Source organism: Pontiella desulfatans (assembly GCF_900890425.1).
In the GTDB taxonomy this organism is placed as follows: domain Bacteria; phylum Verrucomicrobiota; class Kiritimatiellia; order Kiritimatiellales; family Pontiellaceae; genus Pontiella; species Pontiella desulfatans.
In genome coordinates this window covers 1-20,066 of sequence record NZ_CAAHFG010000005.1, presented here as the reverse complement: position 1 = coordinate 20,066, position 20,066 = coordinate 1, and the positions used below count along the sequence as shown (strand labels likewise).

General features: G+C 54.8%; 18 protein-coding genes and 1 tRNA gene. 4 read left to right on the top strand and 15 right to left on the bottom strand.

All coding sequences use genetic code 11. The features are described from left to right. Window positions 1–31 precede the first annotated feature (31 nt). Together proB and E9954_RS30430 are read left to right on the top strand one after the other, a co-directional pair. Window positions 32–1,120, top strand: a complete 1,089-nt coding sequence (gene proB / locus E9954_RS30435; RefSeq protein ID WP_168442705.1) for a glutamate 5-kinase — start codon at window positions 32–34, stop codon at window positions 1,118–1,120. Window positions 1,121–1,134: 14 nt separating this feature from the next. Next, on the top strand, window positions 1,135–2,391 hold the full coding sequence (locus E9954_RS30430) for a glutamate-5-semialdehyde dehydrogenase (protein WP_136083087.1): 1,257 nt from the start codon (window positions 1,135–1,137) through the stop codon (window positions 2,389–2,391). 9 nt (window positions 2,392–2,400) lie between these two features. Here E9954_RS30430 and E9954_RS30425 read toward each other — a convergent pair whose 3' ends face one another. Continuing rightward, window positions 2,401–4,389, bottom strand: coding sequence for a hypothetical protein (locus tag E9954_RS30425; protein ID WP_136083086.1), 1,989 nt, complete (start codon window positions 4,387–4,389; stop codon window positions 2,401–2,403). Between the two features lie 342 nt (window positions 4,390–4,731). Between E9954_RS30425 and E9954_RS30420 the strand changes: the two genes are divergently transcribed. After that, a tRNA-Asp gene (locus E9954_RS30420) sits at window positions 4,732–4,808 on the top strand. A gap of 902 nt (window positions 4,809–5,710) precedes the next feature. Here E9954_RS30420 and E9954_RS30415 read toward each other — a convergent pair. The 14 genes from E9954_RS30415 to E9954_RS30355 all read right to left on the bottom strand — a co-directional run bounded on the left by E9954_RS30415 (window position 5,711) and on the right by E9954_RS30355 (window position 18,015). Continuing rightward, the gene (locus E9954_RS30415) at window positions 5,711–7,204 is read right to left on the bottom strand and encodes a DUF5906 domain-containing protein (protein ID WP_136083085.1); all 1,494 of its coding nucleotides are present in this window, start codon (window positions 7,202–7,204) and stop codon (window positions 5,711–5,713) included. After that, on the bottom strand, window positions 7,197–8,468 hold the full coding sequence (locus tag E9954_RS30410) for a toprim domain-containing protein (protein WP_136083084.1): 1,272 nt from the start codon (window positions 8,466–8,468) through the stop codon (window positions 7,197–7,199). Before E9954_RS30410 ends, E9954_RS30415 begins: the two co-directional genes overlap by 8 nt. Window positions 8,469–8,471: 3 nt before the next feature. Then, the gene (locus E9954_RS30405; protein WP_136083083.1) at window positions 8,472–9,164 is read right to left on the bottom strand and encodes a hypothetical protein; all 693 of its coding nucleotides are present in this window, start codon (window positions 9,162–9,164) and stop codon (window positions 8,472–8,474) included. Between the two features lie 90 nt (window positions 9,165–9,254). Then, complete coding sequence (locus tag E9954_RS30400) at window positions 9,255–9,551, bottom strand: helix-turn-helix domain-containing protein (protein ID WP_136083082.1); 297 nt, start codon at window positions 9,549–9,551, stop codon at window positions 9,255–9,257. 2 nt (window positions 9,552–9,553) lie between these two features. Beyond that, the gene (locus E9954_RS30395) at window positions 9,554–11,719 is read right to left on the bottom strand and encodes a phage tail protein (protein WP_136083081.1); all 2,166 of its coding nucleotides are present in this window, start codon (window positions 11,717–11,719) and stop codon (window positions 9,554–9,556) included. Window positions 11,720–11,895: 176 nt separating this feature from the next. Then, window positions 11,896–12,915 (bottom strand): IS1595 family transposase, encoded by a 1,020-nt coding sequence (locus E9954_RS30390; RefSeq protein ID WP_136083080.1) that lies wholly within the window; start codon window positions 12,913–12,915, stop codon window positions 11,896–11,898. A 3-nt stretch (window positions 12,916–12,918) separates the two neighbouring features. Then, a complete protein-coding gene (locus tag E9954_RS30385; protein WP_136083079.1) occupies window positions 12,919–13,371 on the bottom strand; it encodes a hypothetical protein in 453 nt (150 codons plus the stop codon). Continuing rightward, window positions 13,371–13,616: a hypothetical protein gene (locus tag E9954_RS30380; protein WP_136083078.1), complete on the bottom strand. Its 246-nt coding sequence runs from the start codon at window positions 13,614–13,616 to the stop codon at window positions 13,371–13,373. Before E9954_RS30380 ends, E9954_RS30385 begins: the two co-directional genes overlap by 1 nt. Beyond that, window positions 13,613–13,831 carry a helix-turn-helix domain-containing protein gene (locus tag E9954_RS33995; RefSeq protein ID WP_407947782.1) on the bottom strand — a complete coding sequence of 73 codons (219 nt, stop codon included), beginning with the start codon at window positions 13,829–13,831 and terminating at the stop codon, window positions 13,613–13,615. Before E9954_RS33995 ends, E9954_RS30380 begins: the two co-directional genes overlap by 4 nt. Before the next feature lie 131 nt (window positions 13,832–13,962). Beyond that, window positions 13,963–14,487: a hypothetical protein gene (locus tag E9954_RS30370; RefSeq protein ID WP_136083076.1), complete on the bottom strand. Its 525-nt coding sequence runs from the start codon at window positions 14,485–14,487 to the stop codon at window positions 13,963–13,965. A 12-nt stretch (window positions 14,488–14,499) separates the two neighbouring features. Then, window positions 14,500–14,904 carry a hypothetical protein gene (locus E9954_RS30365; RefSeq protein ID WP_136083075.1) on the bottom strand — a complete coding sequence of 135 codons (405 nt, stop codon included), beginning with the start codon at window positions 14,902–14,904 and terminating at the stop codon, window positions 14,500–14,502. 153 nt (window positions 14,905–15,057) lie between these two features. Next, window positions 15,058–15,228 (bottom strand): hypothetical protein, encoded by a 171-nt coding sequence (locus E9954_RS32830; protein WP_168442704.1) that lies wholly within the window; start codon window positions 15,226–15,228, stop codon window positions 15,058–15,060. Window positions 15,229–15,441: 213 nt separating this feature from the next. Then, window positions 15,442–15,966, bottom strand: coding sequence for a hypothetical protein (locus E9954_RS30360; protein WP_136083074.1), 525 nt, complete (start codon window positions 15,964–15,966; stop codon window positions 15,442–15,444). Between the two features lie 480 nt (window positions 15,967–16,446). Next, window positions 16,447–18,015, bottom strand: a complete 1,569-nt coding sequence (locus E9954_RS30355) for a tyrosine-type recombinase/integrase (RefSeq protein ID WP_136083073.1) — start codon at window positions 18,013–18,015, stop codon at window positions 16,447–16,449. A gap of 344 nt (window positions 18,016–18,359) precedes the next feature. Here E9954_RS30355 and E9954_RS30350 point away from each other — a divergent pair, with 344 nt between their 5' ends. After that, window positions 18,360–19,661 (top strand): tyrosine-type recombinase/integrase, encoded by a 1,302-nt coding sequence (locus E9954_RS30350; RefSeq protein ID WP_168442703.1) that lies wholly within the window; start codon window positions 18,360–18,362, stop codon window positions 19,659–19,661. Window positions 19,662–20,066 lie beyond the last annotated feature (405 nt).

The window sequence follows — 20,066 nt, the reverse complement described above, 5'->3', positions numbered from 1 at the left end:
GTTGGGCTGTTTTACCCAATCGGGAAGGATTATGGCGCAAAAAATACATAGGGAATCGCTGAAAAAGGCGAAGCGGATCGTGGTGAAGGCGGGCAGCAAGGTGCTGGTGGAGAGTTCGGGGCGTCCGGATAAACAGCAACTGAAGCAGCTGGTCGATGAGCTGGCGGCGTTGCGGAACGGCGGGGGCGAGGTGGCGTTTGTTTCTTCGGGTGCCGTCGGGGCCGGGCTGGATGCGCTGGGCATGAAGACCCGCCCGAAAGCGATGCCGGATCTGCAGATGGCCGCCGCCGTGGGCCAGATCCGCCTGATGAGCGTCTATGACGAGCTGTTCAGCCAAAACAAGTGCCGGATTGGGCAGGTGCTGCTGACCCACGATGCGCTGAAGCATCGCGAACGCCACCTGAATGCGCGCAATACGTTGCTGAACCTGATCGAGCACGGCATCGTGCCGATCATCAATGAAAACGACACGATTTCGACGGAGGAGATCAAGTTTGGCGACAACGACGTGTTGGCGGCGCTCGTGGCGATCCTGATCGATGCCGATGCGCTGGTGCTGCTGAGCACGACCGACGGGCTGCGCGATGCCGGCAACGAGCGGGTCTCCTATATTGAAGAGGTGGACGACGAGATTCTCGCGCTGGTTTCCGACAAGCAGGACAAGCTTTCGACGGGGGGGATGGCCTCGAAGCTGAAGTCGGCGCAGATTGCGGCGCAAAATGGCATTCCGGTGGTGATTGCCAACGGGCGCAAAACCGGTGCGCTGACCCGTATTTTCGAGGGCGAGGACGAGGGCACGCTGCTGTTCCCGAAGGAAGGCAATATTTCGAAGCGCAAGCGTTGGATTGCGTTTTTCAACCGGGTCGAGGGGCACGTGGTGGTTGATGACGGGGCGGCCGAGGCGATGATTAAAGGCAAGAGCCTGCTACCGGTGGGCATCAAGGCCGTGGAAGGTTCCTTCAAGGTGGGGGCCATGGTTGATGTGCAGTCCCGCGAGGGGGAGCACATCGCACGAGGCTTGGTTGAATATTCGAGCGATGAAATCGAGATCCTCAAGGGGCAAAAGACCGCCGGCAAGGCCGGCGAGGTGATCCACCACGACAACATGGTGATACTTTAAGGAAGGAAACAAAGATGACCGTTGAAGAACAGGTTTTGAAAATCGGGGCCGACGCGAAGGCGGCCAGCCGCAAGCTGGCCAAGCTCTCCACGCGCAAGAAAAATGCGATTTTGGAAGCGATGGCCGAGGAGCTGGATGCGCAACGCGCCTTCATTCAATCGGAAAACGAGAAGGACCTGGAAGCCGGCCGGGCCGCCGGGCTGACGCCGGCCATGCTCGACCGCCTGGAGCTGACCGATGCGCGAATCGATAGCATGATCAAGGGACTGCGCGACGTTGCCGTGCTGAACGATCCGGTGGGGCACGAGATCAGCACCTGGAACCGCCCGAACGGCTTGGAAATCCACAAGCGCCGTGTCCCGATCGGCGTGATCGGGATTATTTTCGAATCGCGCCCGAATGTGACCTGCGATGCGGCGGCCCTTTGCTTCAAGACCTCCAATACCGTGATCCTGCGTGGCGGAAAGGAAGCGATCCATTCCAACCTGGCGATCGCGTCCGCCATGCAGAAGGGCGGCGAAGCCAAGGGGATGCCGGCCAACGCCATCCAGCTGATCCCCACCACCGACCGCGAGGCGGTGCGGGTGATGAGCCAGATGACGGCTTATCTGGACCTGATCATCCCGCGCGGCGGCGAGGGGCTGATCCGCGCCGTGATGGAGATGGCGCATGTGCCGGTGATCAAACATTATACCGGCGTCTGCCACACCTATGTGGATGCATCGGCCAATCTTTCCATGGCGTTGCGCATCAGCGAGAATGCCAAGTGCCAGCGCCCGGGCGTCTGCAATGCGATGGAGACCCTACTGGTGCACAAGGACATTGCGGCCGAGTTCTTGCCGGCGATGGGCGAGATCTTGGAAAAGCGCCATGTCGAGATGCGTGGAGACGAAGCGACCTGCAAGCTGATCGGATCCGCCGTTCCGGCCACGGAAGAGGATTGGAGGACGGAATATGTGGATCTGATCCTTTCGATCCGCGTGGTGGACGATGTGAACGCCGCAGTCGAGCACATCAACACCTATGGCTCCGGACATTCCGACGCCATCGTCTCGGAAGACGACAAGGCGACCGTCACCTTCCTGAACGAAGTGGACTCGGCCACGGTGTACGTTAATGCATCGACTCGCTTTACAGATGGCGCCGAGTTCGGCATGGGCGCGGAAATCGGCGTGAGCACCGATAAGCTGCACGCACGCGGCCCGATGGGGCTGGAGGAGCTGACCACCTACAAGTTCGTCATCGAAGGCAAGGGACAGATCCGGGAATAACCCCGGCGGTTAAACGGACATTTCAACAGGCCGGCTTTCGTCGGCCTTTTCCGTTTTCGCTTTGGCCGAACACGCAGCCGGGATCATCCTGGAGCAGCTGTTGCGACAATCGAGTTCGTGCACGGAATAGGGTTTCACGATGCCATGGCACATACCGTGCCGGTCGAGGTCGCGCAGGGCGAACACAAAGTCGCGAATGAGTATTTTGTGGCTGGACTGAAGTGCCAATACGCTTGCGCGAAGCTCATCGCTATAGTGGTGGGTGAACACGACTTCGTTAATCCCGTGCTCTTCGAGCAATCGCTGCAGTTCACTGAAATTACCCAGGACTGGATAGCCATAGACAATCTTGTGGTAGAGGGAGGGGTTGTCATCGACCAGGCCCACAATCCTGCGCGGGGCTTTCTGTTGGTCCTCGAACGTGGCCTGGCGCAAATACAGGATCGCGTTTTCCCCGGCCCCAAGAATGAGCGTGTTCAAATCGCCTTCCGCCGCCGTGGAACACCGCAGCCAGGCGTTGAGGTCCCGCACGGCGCGCAATCCCGCGCGGACACCGACGATGCCAATGCCGGAAACAATGGTGTGCAGGACCAGCCCCTTGACCAACTCCAGAGGCGTAAGGTCGGAGGCCCATAGTAAGGCCACGTACGCCAGCGCTTCACCGGCCATCAGTTGGAGCATGAGAACAACGAGTTGGGATACGCGGGAACGAGTCCACACCGTCTTGTAGATATTGTAGAAGTAGACCGTCGCAAACGGAATCATGATGCAGACCGTGAGGTGCAGGACGGAAAAGGCCTTGCCAAGCACGAGCCCGAAAACGAAGTAGGTCGCCAGCATCAGACAGCTAATATCCCAGCCGATGGCCACGAGCAGGCCCACCATGCTGCGCGGGCGTTTGACGCCCTGGAGCACCACTTGGGTGGTCGTCCATAATTCTACTTGCGCCACCTGCCGCACCACCACGTGCAGCACCACAATCATGCCGATCATCAGCAACGCCATGCGGTTGGAGGTCATTGCCGCCGCACCGAGGGCCACCACGCAGAAAAAGATGGCCATTCCATAGAGGGCAATCGCCGCCTTGCGCTGGGTCATGCCGCTTCGCATCAGCTTATGGTGGATATGGTCGAGGTCTGGGCCGAATACCTTGGCGGCACGGCCGTCCTTGGTGATCATGGAAACCAGTTTGCGCGCCATACGGCGCCAAACGGCCATTATGACATCGAACACGGGAACGCCCACGGCCAGCAGCGGGACAATAAGGGCCACCAACATCGATTGCTTTACGTTCGCCTTGAGGGAAACCGCTGCCAACATGAAACCGATGAACATGCTGCCGCAATCGCCTAGGAAAACGGACGCCGGATTAAAGTTGTAGCGCAGGAAGCCCAGGCATGCGCCCACGAGGGCAACGAGCACCAACGCATCGGTCGGTTGGTTCAGCGACAGCAACATTCCGGCCAGGCCGGCGCTGGCAATCATACCCAGCCCTGCGCACGCGCCATCCATGCCATCGATCAGGTTGAAGGCATTGATGAGCAGGGCAAACCAGAACAGGGTTATGCCCATGTTGACGAAGTAGGGCAGTTCGAGATGCAAAAAGGTTTCGACGGTGAAGCCCCCGAAGAACATGAGCAAGGCAACCGCCAGCTGCCCCAGCAACTTGAACCAGGCGCGCATATCGAACCGGTCGTCGAAGATGCCCACCAGCAACAGGATCAGGGAGCCAAGAAAGATGAAGCCCCAATCCTTAAGCTGGGTAGAACCGGCCAGGTTCCGCCACGGCCCGAGAAAGACGAAGACCAGCGCAAGATGCGTGGCGATGAAGACGGCGATGCCGCCGCATCGGGGAATCGGGATCGTATGGATGCGCCGCTCATCCGGCTCGTCCACCATGCCAAGCGCAGGAGCCATCCTTTTAACCAGGGGCACCAGCAACAGGGAGGCCACGAGACTGACCATGAAAACAATAATGTATTTAACTAAAAAACCCATGTCCGAAATTTTTCCTTACTATGCTTGCACTATGGAGTGCCGCAAGTAAAAGCATTCATCATGCCATCATCCCTTCCCAAGCATTGAAGTTGGCGAGGACTCTAGAATGCCCATAATAAAAAGGGAAGTCATTCACTCCCCTTTATTCTAGTATATAATACTAGAATTCCCGGCATGGAAAAACAACGCGGCGGGTCGTTCCCCCGCTCTCCCCGCAATGCGAACAGGCAAAAAACAAGGCCCAAAACCCTTGTTTTGCGCAGGTTAGGACGAATCGAAAAAAAAATAAAAAAATCCACTTGCGCGATGCGGCGAAATGAATACTATATGCGCTCCTTTCACGGGGGTGTAGCTCAATCGGTTAGAGCGCCAGCCTGTCACGCTGGAGGTTGCGAGTTCGAGTCTCGTCATCCTCGCCATTTTAGGGGCTTTCGTATTATGCGAAAGCCCCTTTTTTATTGGCTGTAATTGCAATCCGCTTCTTTTGGGCGGATTTTGATACAACTGGATAAAGCTAGAATAAAACCGCCTTGGGTCGGGAACATTCCGGGAACATTTTTCCAGAGCCCCCCAAGCGTGACGTTTTTTCGCACAGCTGAAAACGTCACGCGCATGAAGATGGAGCCGATCCGGGCGGAAGATTTCCAGACAGCCCCGGCAACCGCCGGAATTGCGGCGGGTTGGGCTTGGCGGAATTGTGGGCGGGCATTGGAGCGGATTGGAATGGGCGATGCACAGCAGAGGAAATCCGCGCCCCTTGTCCGCATGCCGACAGCTTCAGGCGCAGCCGACGGACGAACTACCAAGCACCCATATAGAAAACCGCGCCCCCGTTTGAATGGCGATGCGGTTTCGCGCTCGCTTGGCCAGCTTTAATTGAACGCCCGGTTAACAAATTCAACGGGTCGGGTTAAACGAAAACGTTGAGAAGGTAGAACTGATCAACACGTAAAGAAACAACGAGCTCGCGAATTACCCCCGTTCAATAGCTCTCACAGAACCTAAAACATCTGGATCAGTCTGGCCAGCTCCAGGGCAAGACGTGCAGCCGATCCCGAAAAGGGGGTAAAGGTAGTAAAGCCGGTAAAAACGAATACTCCATACACATACGCATGCGCGCGCATCTAATACCGCGCCCGCGCGCGTCCATATATAGCGCGTGTGTGCGCGTATGTAATGTATGAATATACTAGCTTTACTAGCTTTACCCCCTTCTAATTGGACACCAATCCGGCAAATTGCATCCATGAATAGCAGGGGTGCGGCTCCCGTTAAACAAAACGGAACCACATGGCGGGGCTTGGCTGGAGGGTGTGGCAGCTTAGGTTTTGTATGACCGGTTCACGTTCTGAAGCTCGCGGTATTCAGCCACGGTCTTGCCCGGCTTCACGATCAGCCAGCGGTCTTTGCCTTCCACCTGATGTTTCCAAAGCTGTTCCGGGAACTGATTGGAAATGGTGGAGATGGAGCGGCCAAGATGGTTGGATTGCGGGACATAGCCCCGTTCGGCCTTGGAGAGTGGCGACTCATCGGACACCAGCAGCTCGCGTAGCTTGGTTGTCGATCCATCCCACCACCAGTTGGCAAACTCATCATCCGAGCGGAACAGCACTTTCTGTATGTGATCCCATAGGATTTGATCCTTGGACACCTCGAACAGGTCGCGGCATAAATCGGGGTGGTGGTAATGGCGGACACCGAAACGACCCCCCAGGACGCTCTTGTCTTTCGGCTCCCAGACGTTCAACAGCCAATTCACGAACCCCGGCAACTCTTCAAAGAGCGTATCCCTAAACAGGTCTTGCTCTTCCTTGGTGTCCGCGGACATAGGCATCGGTTTCGAGTGGCACAGGAAAAGGCTGATCTTATCGGCAATGTCATTCTTGATCGATGGCAGCGACTGGAGCCGATCATCCTCCAGATTGGTGCAGATGACCAAGCGGCGGAAAAACTCCAGGACTTCCCCATCTTTCTGGATGGCACGGACACGGTAGGCCGGATCGGCCACCACGGCCTTGATGCTGGCGGAAAACGCGGACCGGCTCTTGGCATCGATGGCGCTCTGTTCATCATCGATGATCCAAGCTTCCGACTCCTTGCATTCCTTGTTGAACCGCTCCAGCCCGATCATAAAACTAAACGGCTTGCATTCGCGCCCGCCAAAGGTTTCGCGGATAAGCTTTGTGGTTAGCGTCTTGCCGCATCCGGTGCCGCCAGCCAACACGATGGCCAGCCCGTTCTGGCCATTGCCTCCACGGCGCGAATGCAGGACTTTCAGGGCATGCTGCCACCAGGCAAAGAAGTGTTCGATTTGGTTCAATTGCTCACCGTCCCGGTCACCAAAGATGTTTTCAAACAGTTCCAGCAATGTGGGGCAGGCCTGCTCCGGATCGGGTTGCATGATGTCGGCGGTATGCGTGACCAACACCCGCTGGGAATTATTTTTCTGGAAACCGGCCACTTGGCCGGCCAAGCGGCCAACATAGTCCACACGGCAATAGCTCTTGACGTAGCGGGCAACCTGCTTTGATTCAGACAGCCGCGCGCCGCTCTGGTCTTTGTCGTTCCGGCCCGTCGAAATGTTGTAGACATCGCAGAGCATTTCCTCGAATTCGCGGGATGGTTCGCCGATCCACTCACCATCCGCCGTACGGTGCCAATAGGAACCCCGGTTCCCCGGATCGAAATAGAAGCGGTTGGCAAGGCCGTGTTTTTCGAGCAGGGCAGCGCCTTCCTTTTTCTTGGCTTCGACCGGATTGTTTCCCAAGTCCACGTTTTGGGTTGGATCGAATTCCTTTGCGGGTGTGTCACTCATTTCCCAGCACCTCCAGGGGAACGCCAACATGCGCCGCCCATTTGTTCATGGTCGAAACCGATGGCGGAGCCATCCGCCATACATCGTTAAAATCCTTTGCACCTTCATAGCCGATCAGTTCGGCGCGGACGGTGCAGCCCTGCGCCCGCAACCGGTCGAGGAACGTAGGTTCCACATCGATGGCGTTAGACGCATCGCGTTTGTCCAGCAGCCGCCCCGCGTCGTCGTTGTCGCCAATGATCCAAACGAAGGGCTTATTTTTCCGCAGCCACATACCATAGGCGGAAAGAAAGACGGATTGCGACTGCACCCCGCGCAAGCCAACAACCGACACACCGGGCGGAAATCCATGCTCCAGCCACCCAAAGGCCAGGGCGAACGACGCGGCATCGAACTGCCCTTCCAGCACAACCACCAGCCGGGGATTATCCAGATTGCCCAGGACAAACGGATAGGCGGGCAGCTTGCCTTTCATGGCCAGTAGATGCTGCTGGAAATCGGACAGGCGTTTAGGCTGCCCGGTTTGCGGGTTGGTGGTGGCCGGAACATAGGGCGTGTAAACCCATCGCTTTTCCGGCGGTGCATCCTTCGGGAAAACCTTATAGCGCGTATGGTAGCCGACCGGAACCAGCTCCAAGGCACGGCCAGCGGAACGCGGGTTCATGACCGGCTTTTCCACCAACCAGCCCCAGCCGCGTTTGTTGCCCTTGGCATCGCTCCAAGGCAAAAGCGGAAGGGAGGTTTTTCCCAACCCGGCCAGCTTCCACAGCACGTTCGTTTTCCAGCCCCGTGATTCCGCCAGCTTGTCCGCAACCGCCAAGAGGTGTTCGTGCCCATCCGTCCACCGTTCGCGCACAGGAACCGACCACGGCCCCGGCTCGGTCATGCAGAGGCTTGGCAGTTGTTCGGCCTTTTCCCGTTGAGCCCTATAGAGCTTGTGCCGCTTCTGTTGCACCACGGCCTTGACCCGTCCAGCAGACTGTTTTTCCGGCTCCATGCCTGCCGTACGGATAATGAATTCGATGCACTCCTTTTTGCTCCACCCAGGGCGGGCAAGCTGAACAAAAGCTATGTGCCCGCCTTTATGATCCTCATGCGCATGGTCTTTGAAATAGTCCCGCTGCACCGAAAACGAACCCGCCTTCCGATCCTGCCGGAAAGGGTTCTTTTGCCCGGCGCCTTCCCGCAATCCCTCAATACCCAGCCCTTCCGCCAGCTTGCAGATGGAGACGGTTTCAAAGGCAACTTGTAACTGATTATCCATCAGTTAGATTTTCTTTGGTGAAAACTGGCCGCAATAATGATCACATTCAACAACTGGCCATATTGCCGCCTTGTCAAGGTCTTTGGATTCGCCCCCAATACCTGATTCGTCTTTGAGCCATGCAACGGGCGCGACTCGTCGGCAATAACCATCAACTACCCCCTCTCCTCCTTCGCAAAACGACTGGCAGTTGCCACAAGCCATTATCAACAGATCAGGATCAACCGGAGGCTCCTCTCTGGAATCATAGGCCAGCCAAAAAGCAATCATCTCAACCAGATTGCGCCCGCCGAACTCCGAGAGCGGTTCCACAGGAACACCTCTGCCGATGAGATAGGTTTCAAGATCGCGACGATCACACATGATCCAGCTCCCACGACCACCGCGAACCCAGTATTCCCCTCGTACCGAATTAAAGAACACGGAGTCAACTAGGCCGTAATCCAGCAACGCCTTCCCCGCGTAGTTTTCCGCGAATTTAATAGGCAGCGAATTAACGGCCTGTCGTGTGTCAAGATATAAGCCACAACCCATGTTCAGCACTCGCTTGATTTCTGTCTTTAACGAGTCTTCATCCATTGTTCCGATTTTATCCATATCCAGGATTTTTCGGCTTTGATATTTGCTCACGACGGCAAGCATCCCCCGAAGAACATCTTGCAACTCGGATTTAGAGATGGCGGCTTTATCACTCATGTTTGTGTTTTCCTTTTTGCTCCATTGGGTCAAGTTGATCGGCATTCGCCAGCGGATTGTTTTAGAGGGCAACTTTCTTTTTCGTTTCACTCATGCCGCCGCTTCCTTCCCTGCCAAAATATCGGCGATTGCAGAGCGAGGAACCCGGACAGCACCGCGAATCTTCCGTTTCGGCAACTGCCCGTCTCGCATCATGCGGTTGATCGTCGGAACAGAAAGACTCAATGCCTTGGCCGCTTCCGGAACGGTGTAGAGGCTCTCGACGACTTCGGTCTCCGGCTCAAAGTCGATGGCCGCCAGCAACCGTTCCGGCGTTAGATCGGGCCGGTAGGGCATCAGCATGCCTACGGCCATGGACAACGTGCTCTCAGGAATTTTAGATTCCATGGCTAATATCCTTTAATGGTTGCGTCGATGGTGGCATCGGCGAGGGTGCCGGTGTTGTCGTAAATCTTGATTCGTGGGCCGGTGGTGGTTTGCTTGTCGATCAATTCCCACGACCAGCCCGCGCCGGTATTTTGCAAGGCCACCTGTACGGATTTGATGGTGGCGAAGGTGGTTTTGATGGGCAGGCGGATATCCCCGGCAACGGTGCGATAGGTTGCCGACAGGGTCGAGGTGTCGAGGTCGGAAATATCTTCGGTTATTTTTTGGCCGGAAAGCAGGATGGTCATTGATTGGATGCGGGGCGCTTCGCCCGTTACGGTGATCCGAACCTTGATGTATCTGGCATCGATTTCGGCGGTTGGCGTAATCCATCCGCTCCAGGTGGCGTTATCCTGCGAGTGGTTGATTTCGTAGACAATCGCGCCGTCGGCCTGCGCGGAAAGCATCGGGCGGAAGGTTAAGACCAGGCCCAGGTCGATGTCGGAATATTGATAGGTGAGGTCGTCGCCATCGATCCCCCACAACAACCAGGCGTCCCAGCTGGCGGCATCGACTTCGAGGTCATCCCAGGTGGTGGAATCGGTTGATTCGATGTCGTTTGAGTTTGGCAGCACGTAGCCGTTCGTGATGGTGCCGGGCCAGCCCTCCAGGCGCGGATAGCGGGCCAGGAGGATGTTGCTTGCCGGGGATTCCTCCAGGGTTGCGGTGATATATTTTGCGGTGGCGGATTCGTTGCCGGTGGTATCGACGGTCTTGATGGCGAAGCGGTAGGTTCCGGCGTTGAGAATATTGGTTTCCCATGGGCTGGACACCAAGAGGCCCAGGTGCATGGGCGTCATGGCGTCCCATTCGTCGGTCAGAGTGGTTGAAAAGCGGATTTGATACCCGGCGACATCGGGATCGGCTGTGTTGAGCGTCCAGGAAAATTCGCGGGTGTAGTCGCGCTGGGAGGCGAAGGAGAAGGAGGTTGGCGCGGCGGGCGGTTCGGTTTTGCCGACGACCATATAATTTGAAACCTCGATCCAGCTGGAACGGCGGCCATTGTAATAGACGGCGCGAACGCGGACATCGTAGGCGTGGCCATCGGAAACCGGGGTGAAATAGTGCTGGCGTTCGGAGGTTTCGAAGGATGTCCAGCCGGAGGCGGCGGAAAGCTTGTAGGCCACTTCGTAGGTATCCACAAAGGTTGACGGCGCGGCGGCCCATTGGGCGAGCATGCGGGTAATCACGGTGCCGCTGGCGGTAACCTGCAAATGTTCGGTTCCGCTTTCGAGCGTCAGGCCGGAAGGCGGCGGGCTGCTGAATGGATCGGGCAGGTTGGTATCGGGGATCGCGGGCGGCGTGAGGACATCGAAGGTGTAAACCGAGTCGTCATATTCGGAGAGGGTGACGCGGATTTTATCGGCGGCCTCCAGCTCCAGTTTTTGAACACGGAACGGCTTGGCTTCCCAACCCGGCGTCGGGTGGGTGATTGAAACCACGTCGCCAACGTCGAGGGCCAAGGCTTCGAGGGTTGCGGAGAGGGAGACGGCGAGCCCTTGGCGGGCCTGCTTCAGGTAGTGCTGGGCGAGGATGTTGGCGCGGGTTAGATCGTTGGTGAGTGGGTAATAGACATCCTGCTCGAAAATCTGGCCGTCTTCTTCGATGTAGTCGCCGACGGAAACGACGGTCATGGTATCCTCGGAATCGAGGGCGGCATCGTAGAAGCGTGCGCGAACCTGGTTGACGATTGATCGCTTGGAGCTACCGGAAAAGCTCCAGCTTCCAATGATGTTTTCCTCGGTAAATTCGAAGTCGGCCACGTCGGGCTTATCGACCACCAGCCGCCATTTTCCGCCGGAGAAAACCGGGATTCCGCGGAACGCTGAAAGGATGCGCTTGGTGTTTTCGAGTGCGCCGTCGTCGGGATTAAGGACACCGTTGCAGGTGTAGCGCTTGGCTTGGTATTCGACGCCGTCGGAATTTTTAAAGGTAACGAGTTCATCGCAGTAGTTGGCGGACTCGGAAAAGGAATCGTCGTCGATTGCGGTTTCGGGTATGGCCGCGCCATAGCGGGTATTGGTGAGGAAATCGCGGAGGCAAAGGGCGGGGTTGTCGCTCCAGGCCGTGGATCCGTCGCGCGGGTCGTAGACCTTGAGGCCACGGGCCTTGACGGTAATGGTCGGCATGCCGGAGGGAAAGGCATCCTTGTCCCACTCGGTACGGATATAGAGGTAGGCGACGCCGAAGCCGCGATGATCCGGCCCCCAGTCGTCCAGCTCCGTAACCAGATCGAGGTCGGCGGCCTGGCCATCGGTGCCGGAATGGAAGGTTGAACGAACCCTGCCTATCCGATTAACACAGGCTAGGTCGAATCTTTCGATTCCCTTGCGGCTTTATAAAAGTTTTGCACAGTCGGAGACTCCACCTGGACCGCAATTTTCAGCACACTCTCGAAGCCTACCATGGGCCAGAATCGGCGATTGAACCGGAATACGAATTCGTTGAGATAGCCCTGCAAGTGCGCCGAACTCACGCCGTGGTGTGTTCCCAGAAGCCAGGCATCAAGATTTCCGAATACAATGTGAATCATCGGAAGATGCTGGTCCGTTTTGGCCTGATCCCCTCTGATGGGCACGGCGATGTGTTTGTACCCCAATCCATGCAAGTTGTCATAGCCCGTCCATCCGTCGGTTCGTACTTCGGCTTTCTTCTGGACGTTGGTCACAAGGATCGGCTCCAGCGTTTCCTGCTTTCGGTTGGGAACAACCTGAAGCCGCAACCTTCCCGCAATAAAACTCCGTCCATGTCCTCCCTGATGCTGTGGACTCTGCCCTGTTGTCAGGTTCGGATCAGGCCCCAGAGCCTTCTTGCGAGGCATAACTTCCACCATACCAACAACAAGTGTTTTGTGATGCCGTCCCCGGCCCTCCCCTTGGGTTGTGCCACCGACGAACGTCTCATCCACCTCAACGGGCCACTTGGAACCAATTCGGTCTCGCTCTGGCCGAACCATAGCCATGCGCAACTTGTGCAGAATCAGAAACGCAGTTTCGTAACGTTTGATACCGAGCTGCCGCTGGAATTGCAGAGCACTCATACCCGGGGTCTGCGTCGTCACCAGGTAGGCAGCCCAAAACCAAATCGTCAGGGGGAGTTGTGTTCGGTGCATAATTGTTCCTGCTGTGAGGCTGGCCTGATTCCCGCATTGCCTACATTCCAGCACGCGGGGTCTGGCTCGAAGTCGCCAAGGGTCACCGACGTTTCCACAGGACGGGCATTCGAAACCCGCTGGCCACCTGACATGCTCCAGATGGTGCAAGCAGGATGACTCATCAGGAAAGCGATGTTGAAACTCCAACAGGGTTCGAGGGTAATTCGACATGCGTTAGGGTGTGCCAAAAACACCAACCTGTGTCAATCGGATAGGCATGGAACGAACAAGGCCATCATAGACCAGGTTGCCGTCGGAATCCTTGTAGGTGGCAATATCCTTGTCGTTGAAATAGATGTTTTCAACGCTTTCCATTTCGCCCTCGCCCAGCACAAGCACGCGGTGGAGGTATTCGTTTTCAAGGCCGGAGGCGGCGCGGTACTCACAACCGCCCACGACGCGCTCACCATAGAAAACAACGACCGGGGCAGTATTCGAGGTGGTGTTGACCTTTGCGCCGTAATCCTGCGCCTGGTCATCGGCAAAGTGGTCACCCAGGGCGCGGGTGATCGCGGCGATACCAACGGCAATGATGGCTTGCTGAAGCATAACACCAACGGTGACACTAACACCAAAGCCGGTTCCAATGGCTCCCCAGACGGCGGCGACGGCGGCTATTGCGGGCATTAATCCGTCCTCCGTTTTTCGTTGTTGGGCTTACCCCATTTCTCGGCGCTCCCACCTTTCCCGAATTTGCTGAAAAACTTATCTCCAGGGGCTGTTGTGATTTGATGGAAAATACTGTTTTGCCGCCGGGCAAATGGGAGCCTCATTTTTCCTAATAATTTGAAAGCGGCGCGGACTCCATCCAAACGAGTAATAAGCTGGAGATTGCCCTTGATGATAACCAGTTGGTTTAAAGGCGTTCTCATTTCCCACCCCCAGTTATTCCGCCGGAAAAAAGTTGGCTGGATGGAATGCGGACAAGGCGTCCAATCCGAACGGGTTGAAGGATTCCCTCGCGACACCAACGCTGAACGGTGCGAGCGCTGCATCCGTAACGCGCTGCAAATTCATCGGCAGTAAGAAGATTTTCCGTTGTAGAATTGGAATCACCGCTACTGGCGTTTGCGGCTACATGTTCCATGGAGGTTGTTTTCATCGCTTATGCTCCCTGTTAGTTTCAACAGGACTCATTAAGCGACAAAATACGCCAGAAGGGGTAGGGCACAAAACACCCCAAATATGACCATACGGGTCTATGCTGGTGCTATCGAACTAATCCGATTTTATTTCACCCCGGACAGGGATTCCATCGGTATAGAATTCGGTAATGTCGGTTTGGTTATGGTTCCGCTTAATCGATGGATCAGGATTAGTCGATTCTGCACGGTTTACGCGAAAGTCCGGATTGGCTGCCAGCCAGGCCAGTGCATGATTGAGGGTGGCACGCCTACCAGGCATCAGGAAGCCATCGCGCTTCATTGCATAGACATAGCCCGTATTCCGCCCAAACCTTGCGGCAATACCTTTAGAGTCAAGAAGTTCATCCCCGTCAGTGATCCGATAGTCTGCTATTGAATTAGCAACTCCATCCATAGGTTTATTTTGTCGAAATTCGGGGTTTATCGAAAGCCATTCAAGCGCCCAGTTGGCAGTTGCCAGACCAGCAGGCATAAGAAACCCGTCCCGGCGCATAGCCGATATCAAACGGGGAGTGCAGTGTATTTTATCCGCCAATTCTTTCGGCGGCAAAAGCTCATCCCCATCGGGCAACATCATCTGGACTTTATCAATTCGCATTGTGCAATCCGGTTAGAAAGGAGATTTGAATTTTGCATTTACGAAGGCAAGAATTTCTTCGACCGGATATCGGGCAGGACGGGTGTAATACGGATGCGGCTTAATCCATCCCTTACGCTCCCATGTTCTCACCGACTCAGCGGTAATTGGCTTCTTTCGGTCTGGCCAGTTTACGTTGCACCAATCGGCAACTTCATCGCGTTCCATCAAGTGTGGTGGCTGGATGCGGTTGCCGGAAAGATGCCGGGCAACCGCATCCGGCGGAAGCATGCCCAGCGTATCCAGATTATGCGCAATGGCCTTTTCCGCGAACATGGAAAGAAATTCATCCGCGTCCATCCCATCTGGGCATAACGCCCGAATCCGTGTGACCAAATCGCTATCTACCTGAACCGCTGAACGTGCTTCCGGTTTCATTGCATTTTCTCCTGTTCACGTTGGCGGATTATGCCAGCTCTCGCTGAGCTTAATGAATCATGAACGCCTACCAAGGTTGAGTCAGGAGCAATGCCGGTAAAGACAAAACGGGCCGCACCCTCCCTGAGAAGACAGGCTGCCCGTATTGTTTCATCAAGCGGCCAATATCTCTACGACAAGGTTGCGGTGCTCGATTGCATTCTTAATAAATTGTTCTGTGAATGCCTCTACGCCCATTCCTTCCGGGCATATTTCCTCAAGTTGCTTTGCCAGTTTACCCCGGATAACGATTTCGTTTTTCTTTGCCGATACTATTGTTTCCATTGTCTATTTCCCAACAAAAGAGCCGCCCAACCTCATGCGTTAGAGCGAGCCCAACAGAAGAGGGCTCCACACAAAGTTGGACGGCAAAAGTTCATTGGATTTCTGTTTATTGTTTTAAACGGGGCTCTAATCCCGCGCCAACCACCCGGCCAGCTAATTCAAAAAAGGTGTAACCCGCCAGCTACCCCAATCCAAGCCCAAAGCGGCGGAAGGTTAATATGCGTGTTGCAAAACCTGATCAGCGCTTTTAGGTGGCATAGCGACCAGATCCTTAGCCAATTGAGCCAACCTCGAGAAGCACAGACATAGCAACGCAATAGGAACCAAGTATATAAACCAGATACCTACATTTGCAATAAGTGCCATTTCTACAGCCGAGTTAACTTCTCGGAAGATTTTTTTTGCCTGCTCAGACTCTGAACTCTGAATCATATCTAGCCGCTTTTCGGTGGCCTTCCTGAGTTCTTTATTTGAGCCAAGTTCGCTGTAGGCGCGAGCCTGTGCCGATGGCGTCAAATGAGGTAGATTATTTATAAACCTTCCAATGCCATCATCCAGATATGAGAATACTTCAAGTTTGCATTCCTTTGGATTATCAATCCGCTCCCGACGCAATTCATCACGCAGCTTAAAGAACTTATTTCTTAAACGCATATGAACCAAAGGAAGAAGAATTCCTTCGTATAAAAAATGCAAGAGCGCAATGAATGAGAAAAATATAATGAAATTTGCCATCATGAGTTACTGCTCGATTTCAATTTAGTTCCAGTCAGTTTTTCTTGCAACTCAGACTTCTCGGTAGCGATCCTTTCATATTCCGCAAGAAAGTGCCGCCGTTGCCGTCTGGAGTGGTAGAACCACCCTAATGTTACAAAACCTAAAAGGGGGTATGAAAGTAGCTCTCCGTTCGACAACTTGTCAATAAGAACCCCCCACAGCTTTAGAACCTCAGTTTCCGGAAGCTTCCATATAAGCAATCCAATAAGCATAAAGACGGCCAACACCGGGAGCTGACCCTTGTTCATTGAGGCAATTACTATATCTCTGAACGCCTGTGCCCATGTAACCTTTCCTTGACTTTTCCCCGATTTCTTTCCACTCATGCGTTTGTTTATATTTGATCTTTTAGAATCCTGCCAAGAATAAACGTTCAATTTGTACGGGTTTATTTTACTGCACTGAGGCCTAAAAAATACCCAAACAAAAGAATCTATTTGTTCAATGATCACTAGACTCCAGAACCCCAAGGGCTTCATCAATGACCGCTTGCCAGTTGTCGGCCTTGGCCGTGCGTAGTAGATCGGCGGCGCGGGCCGCCGGATCGGTGGGCTTCGCCCCGCTGGTCAACAGGCCGGGCATGGTGCTTTGCATGGCGGCGCGGAGCTGTTCGCGTTGCGGGCGGAAATAGTGCTTCATAACCACGTCGGCAGTTTTGTGGCCGGTGATCTTCCGAACAATGTCCAGCGGCATGCCACGCATCAGAGCGAGGGTTACGAAGGTGGTGCGGAAGGAATGGAAATCCCTTAGCGAGGCTTTGAGCAATCCGCGTTCCCGCTCCTTGGCCATGGCTCCCCGCGTCGGAAGCTTGGCGGGATCGACAGGGCGGCGCTTGCCCCGGATGATCGCCTTTCCGGTTGCGGCCTCCAGTTCGTTGAGATAAAGCGAGACCGTGCTAACGCTCAAGCCGGTTTCCTTGGCGGTCGGCCTTACCCCGTTCCCTGCCATATAAACATCAACCACCGCTTTGGCGCGTTCCAGCTTATCGCCTTTGAACAGTTTGCTTGCCGCCCGGTGCAGTTCCCCAGGCTTACACGGATCGGATTTGCATTCAACGGGAGGCCGAGGGCTTCCCGTATCGAATCCGGCAACCTTCAGCACCCGCTTGAACCGGGAGGAAATCCCGCTACGGTTCGCCGTATACAGCTTGGCCGCATCCGGAAAGACGTATTCCGCCCCGTTGCCCACCTGCCCCTTGATTTCATCCCTCAGCACATCAGCAAGCGGAATATCCACTTCCTGCCCCGTCTTGCTGGTTTTAACGCTGATGAACCCCGCGCCTAGGTCAACATCATCCCACCGGAGATAACAGCAGTCCTTTTGCCGCATGGCGGTACAGGCGGCAGTTACGGCCAGCGAATAGATTAGCGGATCGGATTCCCTTGCCGCTTCGAAGATGGCCTGTAGTTCATCAATCGAAAACGGTTGCCGGGAAACGGTCTCGGTTTCCTTCGATAGGATTTCACGGGCAGCAGGAACCCCTGCCCGTTTCAATACCGCCTTGATAGCCACCAGGTATTTATTCCAGGTCTCGGAGGTGACGCCCCGCCGTCCCAGCTGTTCAAGAAAGGCCTGTACATGCATCGGGCGCAACTGGTCAATACGGGAGAGTTCCGGATAGGCGGATGCCAGGAACGAGCCGAACCGTTCCAGCTTGGCCACTGTCTGTTTGGAATGCCGCTCCGACGGCTTCCGCTGGCGGGGCTTGTCGATCCAGATTTGGGGAAGGTCGCTGATGGTGTACCGCTTGAGCTTTTCGCCCGAACGCGCCTCATAGACCGCTTCCGCCAACTTCGCCTCACTACGCCCCGCCTGAATGTTTTCCAGCAGCTTATCAAGTGCCCCCTGCGCCTCCCCGCGTGAATTCTCAAACTGGACGCTTCCCGTCTCGCTCAATTTGACCGGACGACTTCCCCTGATCCTGACTTGCAGGTTGGTGAAATGCTCTTTGCCATCGATCATGTAGCGGCCATACCACCACGCCGAATTTTTCTTAATCGCCAAGCCCATTTTACAGCCTCCTGATTTATTCTGATAACGTCAGAATAAATAGGATAATTGGCAGGGCAAAACAAGCTGTTTTTGGGAACATTCCGGGAACATTTTTATATTTTGCAATTATTTCCCCAGTTTTTACCGATTCGCGACTAGCCTGTCACGCTGGAGGTTGCGGGTTCGAGTCCCGTCACTCTCGCCACTATTTAAGGTAATGTTTACAAGGGTCTGCTGAAAAGCAGGCCTTTTTTATTTTCTGCCTTGTCGGCCGAGTTCGGGGGAAAGTTCGGGTTCGGCCGTTTGAAAAGTTCTCTATGTATAGGAGCGCTTCAAACTGTAACGCAAGACGGAGAATGGAAATGGCCCTGGAAATTATTCGGAAAAAGGACAAATCCCTGAAATCAAAATGGTGGTATGGCCGTTTTGAAATTAATGGGAAGTCTAAATGCGCGAACCTCGGCATTGAAATAAAGGGGAAGGTTCCCCTTACTCTTCGGGAAGTCGGGGATTCGCTGTTTGAACGATCGCGCGCTCAAGCCCAGGTAAAACTGGACGGTTTGATTTTCGAGGCTCGAAGCCATAAAGCTGCGGAAAAACATCTGCAGGATCTTTATGAGCTGAAGGCCGGCGATGCGCTTCAGAACGCGCCGCTTACCCAGATGGAAGAAGTTTGGGATGATCTCCCATCCAAAAAGCCGCGGTCGGCTAATTGGCGGCGGACGCAACATGGCTCTTTAAAGGCCTTCCGAGACTACACCGTTAATAAGCACCCACATGTTGGCTTCATGTCGCAAATCACGCACAGCATGGCCTTAGAGTGGATGCGAAACCTTGATGAGAAAGGTTTTGGTGCGGAAACCTACAATCATAAGCTGATCCTACTCCGAAGCGTCTTCGTCCCCTCCGCCGGAACTGGTGTGCTCCGGAATCCGTTTGATGGCATTCCACCAAAACGGAAAACCAATGTGCACAGAGAACCGTTCACCGAGAAGGAGCTAAACACCATTATTTCACACTGCGATAAACTTTTTCGCCCCATCTTCATTACCGGGATGTGTACGGCGATGCGCCGAGGCGATTGCTGTATGCTGAAATGGGAGAGCGTAGACCTGAAGAATGGATTTATCACGGTGGACACCTCGAAAACGGGAGAAACAGCTGAGATTCCCCTCTTTCCGCTTTTGAGAGAGGAGATTGAAAAGCAGCCTCGCAAAGGAATTTATGTGTTCCCAGAGGCGGCCGAAATGTATCGGGTGAATCATCATGGAATCAGTTGGCGGCTGTCGCAGGCGATCAAAGCGGCAGGTATTGCGGCGACAAAGGCGGGTCCGAATAAAAAGGCCTCCAATATCAAAGGCTTCCATTCTCTGCGCACAACGTGGATCACCATGGCCTTGACGGCAGGAGTTCCGATGGAGTTGGTTCGGCGGGTAACGGGACATTCAACAGTTAATATTGTGCTGAAGCATTATTTCCGGCCGGGACGGGAAGATTTTCGAGAGGCGCTCGAGTCCGCTCTACCCAAAACCCTGACGGGCAGAAACACAAAAAGGAAATCCCCCTCAGCACAATTAAGGGAACTAATTGACCAGGCAGACTCGATGAAAAAGAAAGAACTGGTCAGAAAGATTGAAAAGATCCTCAACGAAATGGCTGCATAGCATCCAATATATGCAGAGATCCATAAAATGGAAGGCATAAGGGATAGCAGAGACTTGCTTCAGACTGTTTTCCCTGCTTAGTGCAGGGAAGTACAGGGCGCGACGCGACGGAAGGGGGGTTCCTTTCAGGGGGGAAACCATTCGGTTGTGCTCCGACGTTCCGGCAATCTCTAAATCAGGGAAACATACGGAGCAAAGAAGGGTTGTTTCATGTCGTTACATTTCATTGTTAATAACAGGGATTAACAGGGGCGCGGCGCGCACGCGACGCGACGGAAGGGGGGGCCCTCTGGGGGGAAACCGAGGGGCCTTCGGCTCCGGTTGACAGTTATTGGTTTGATGTTCCAATGGCTGGAAGCGATGAAACGATGTGAAACGTCGTTTGGGGCCCCACACCCCCTACCC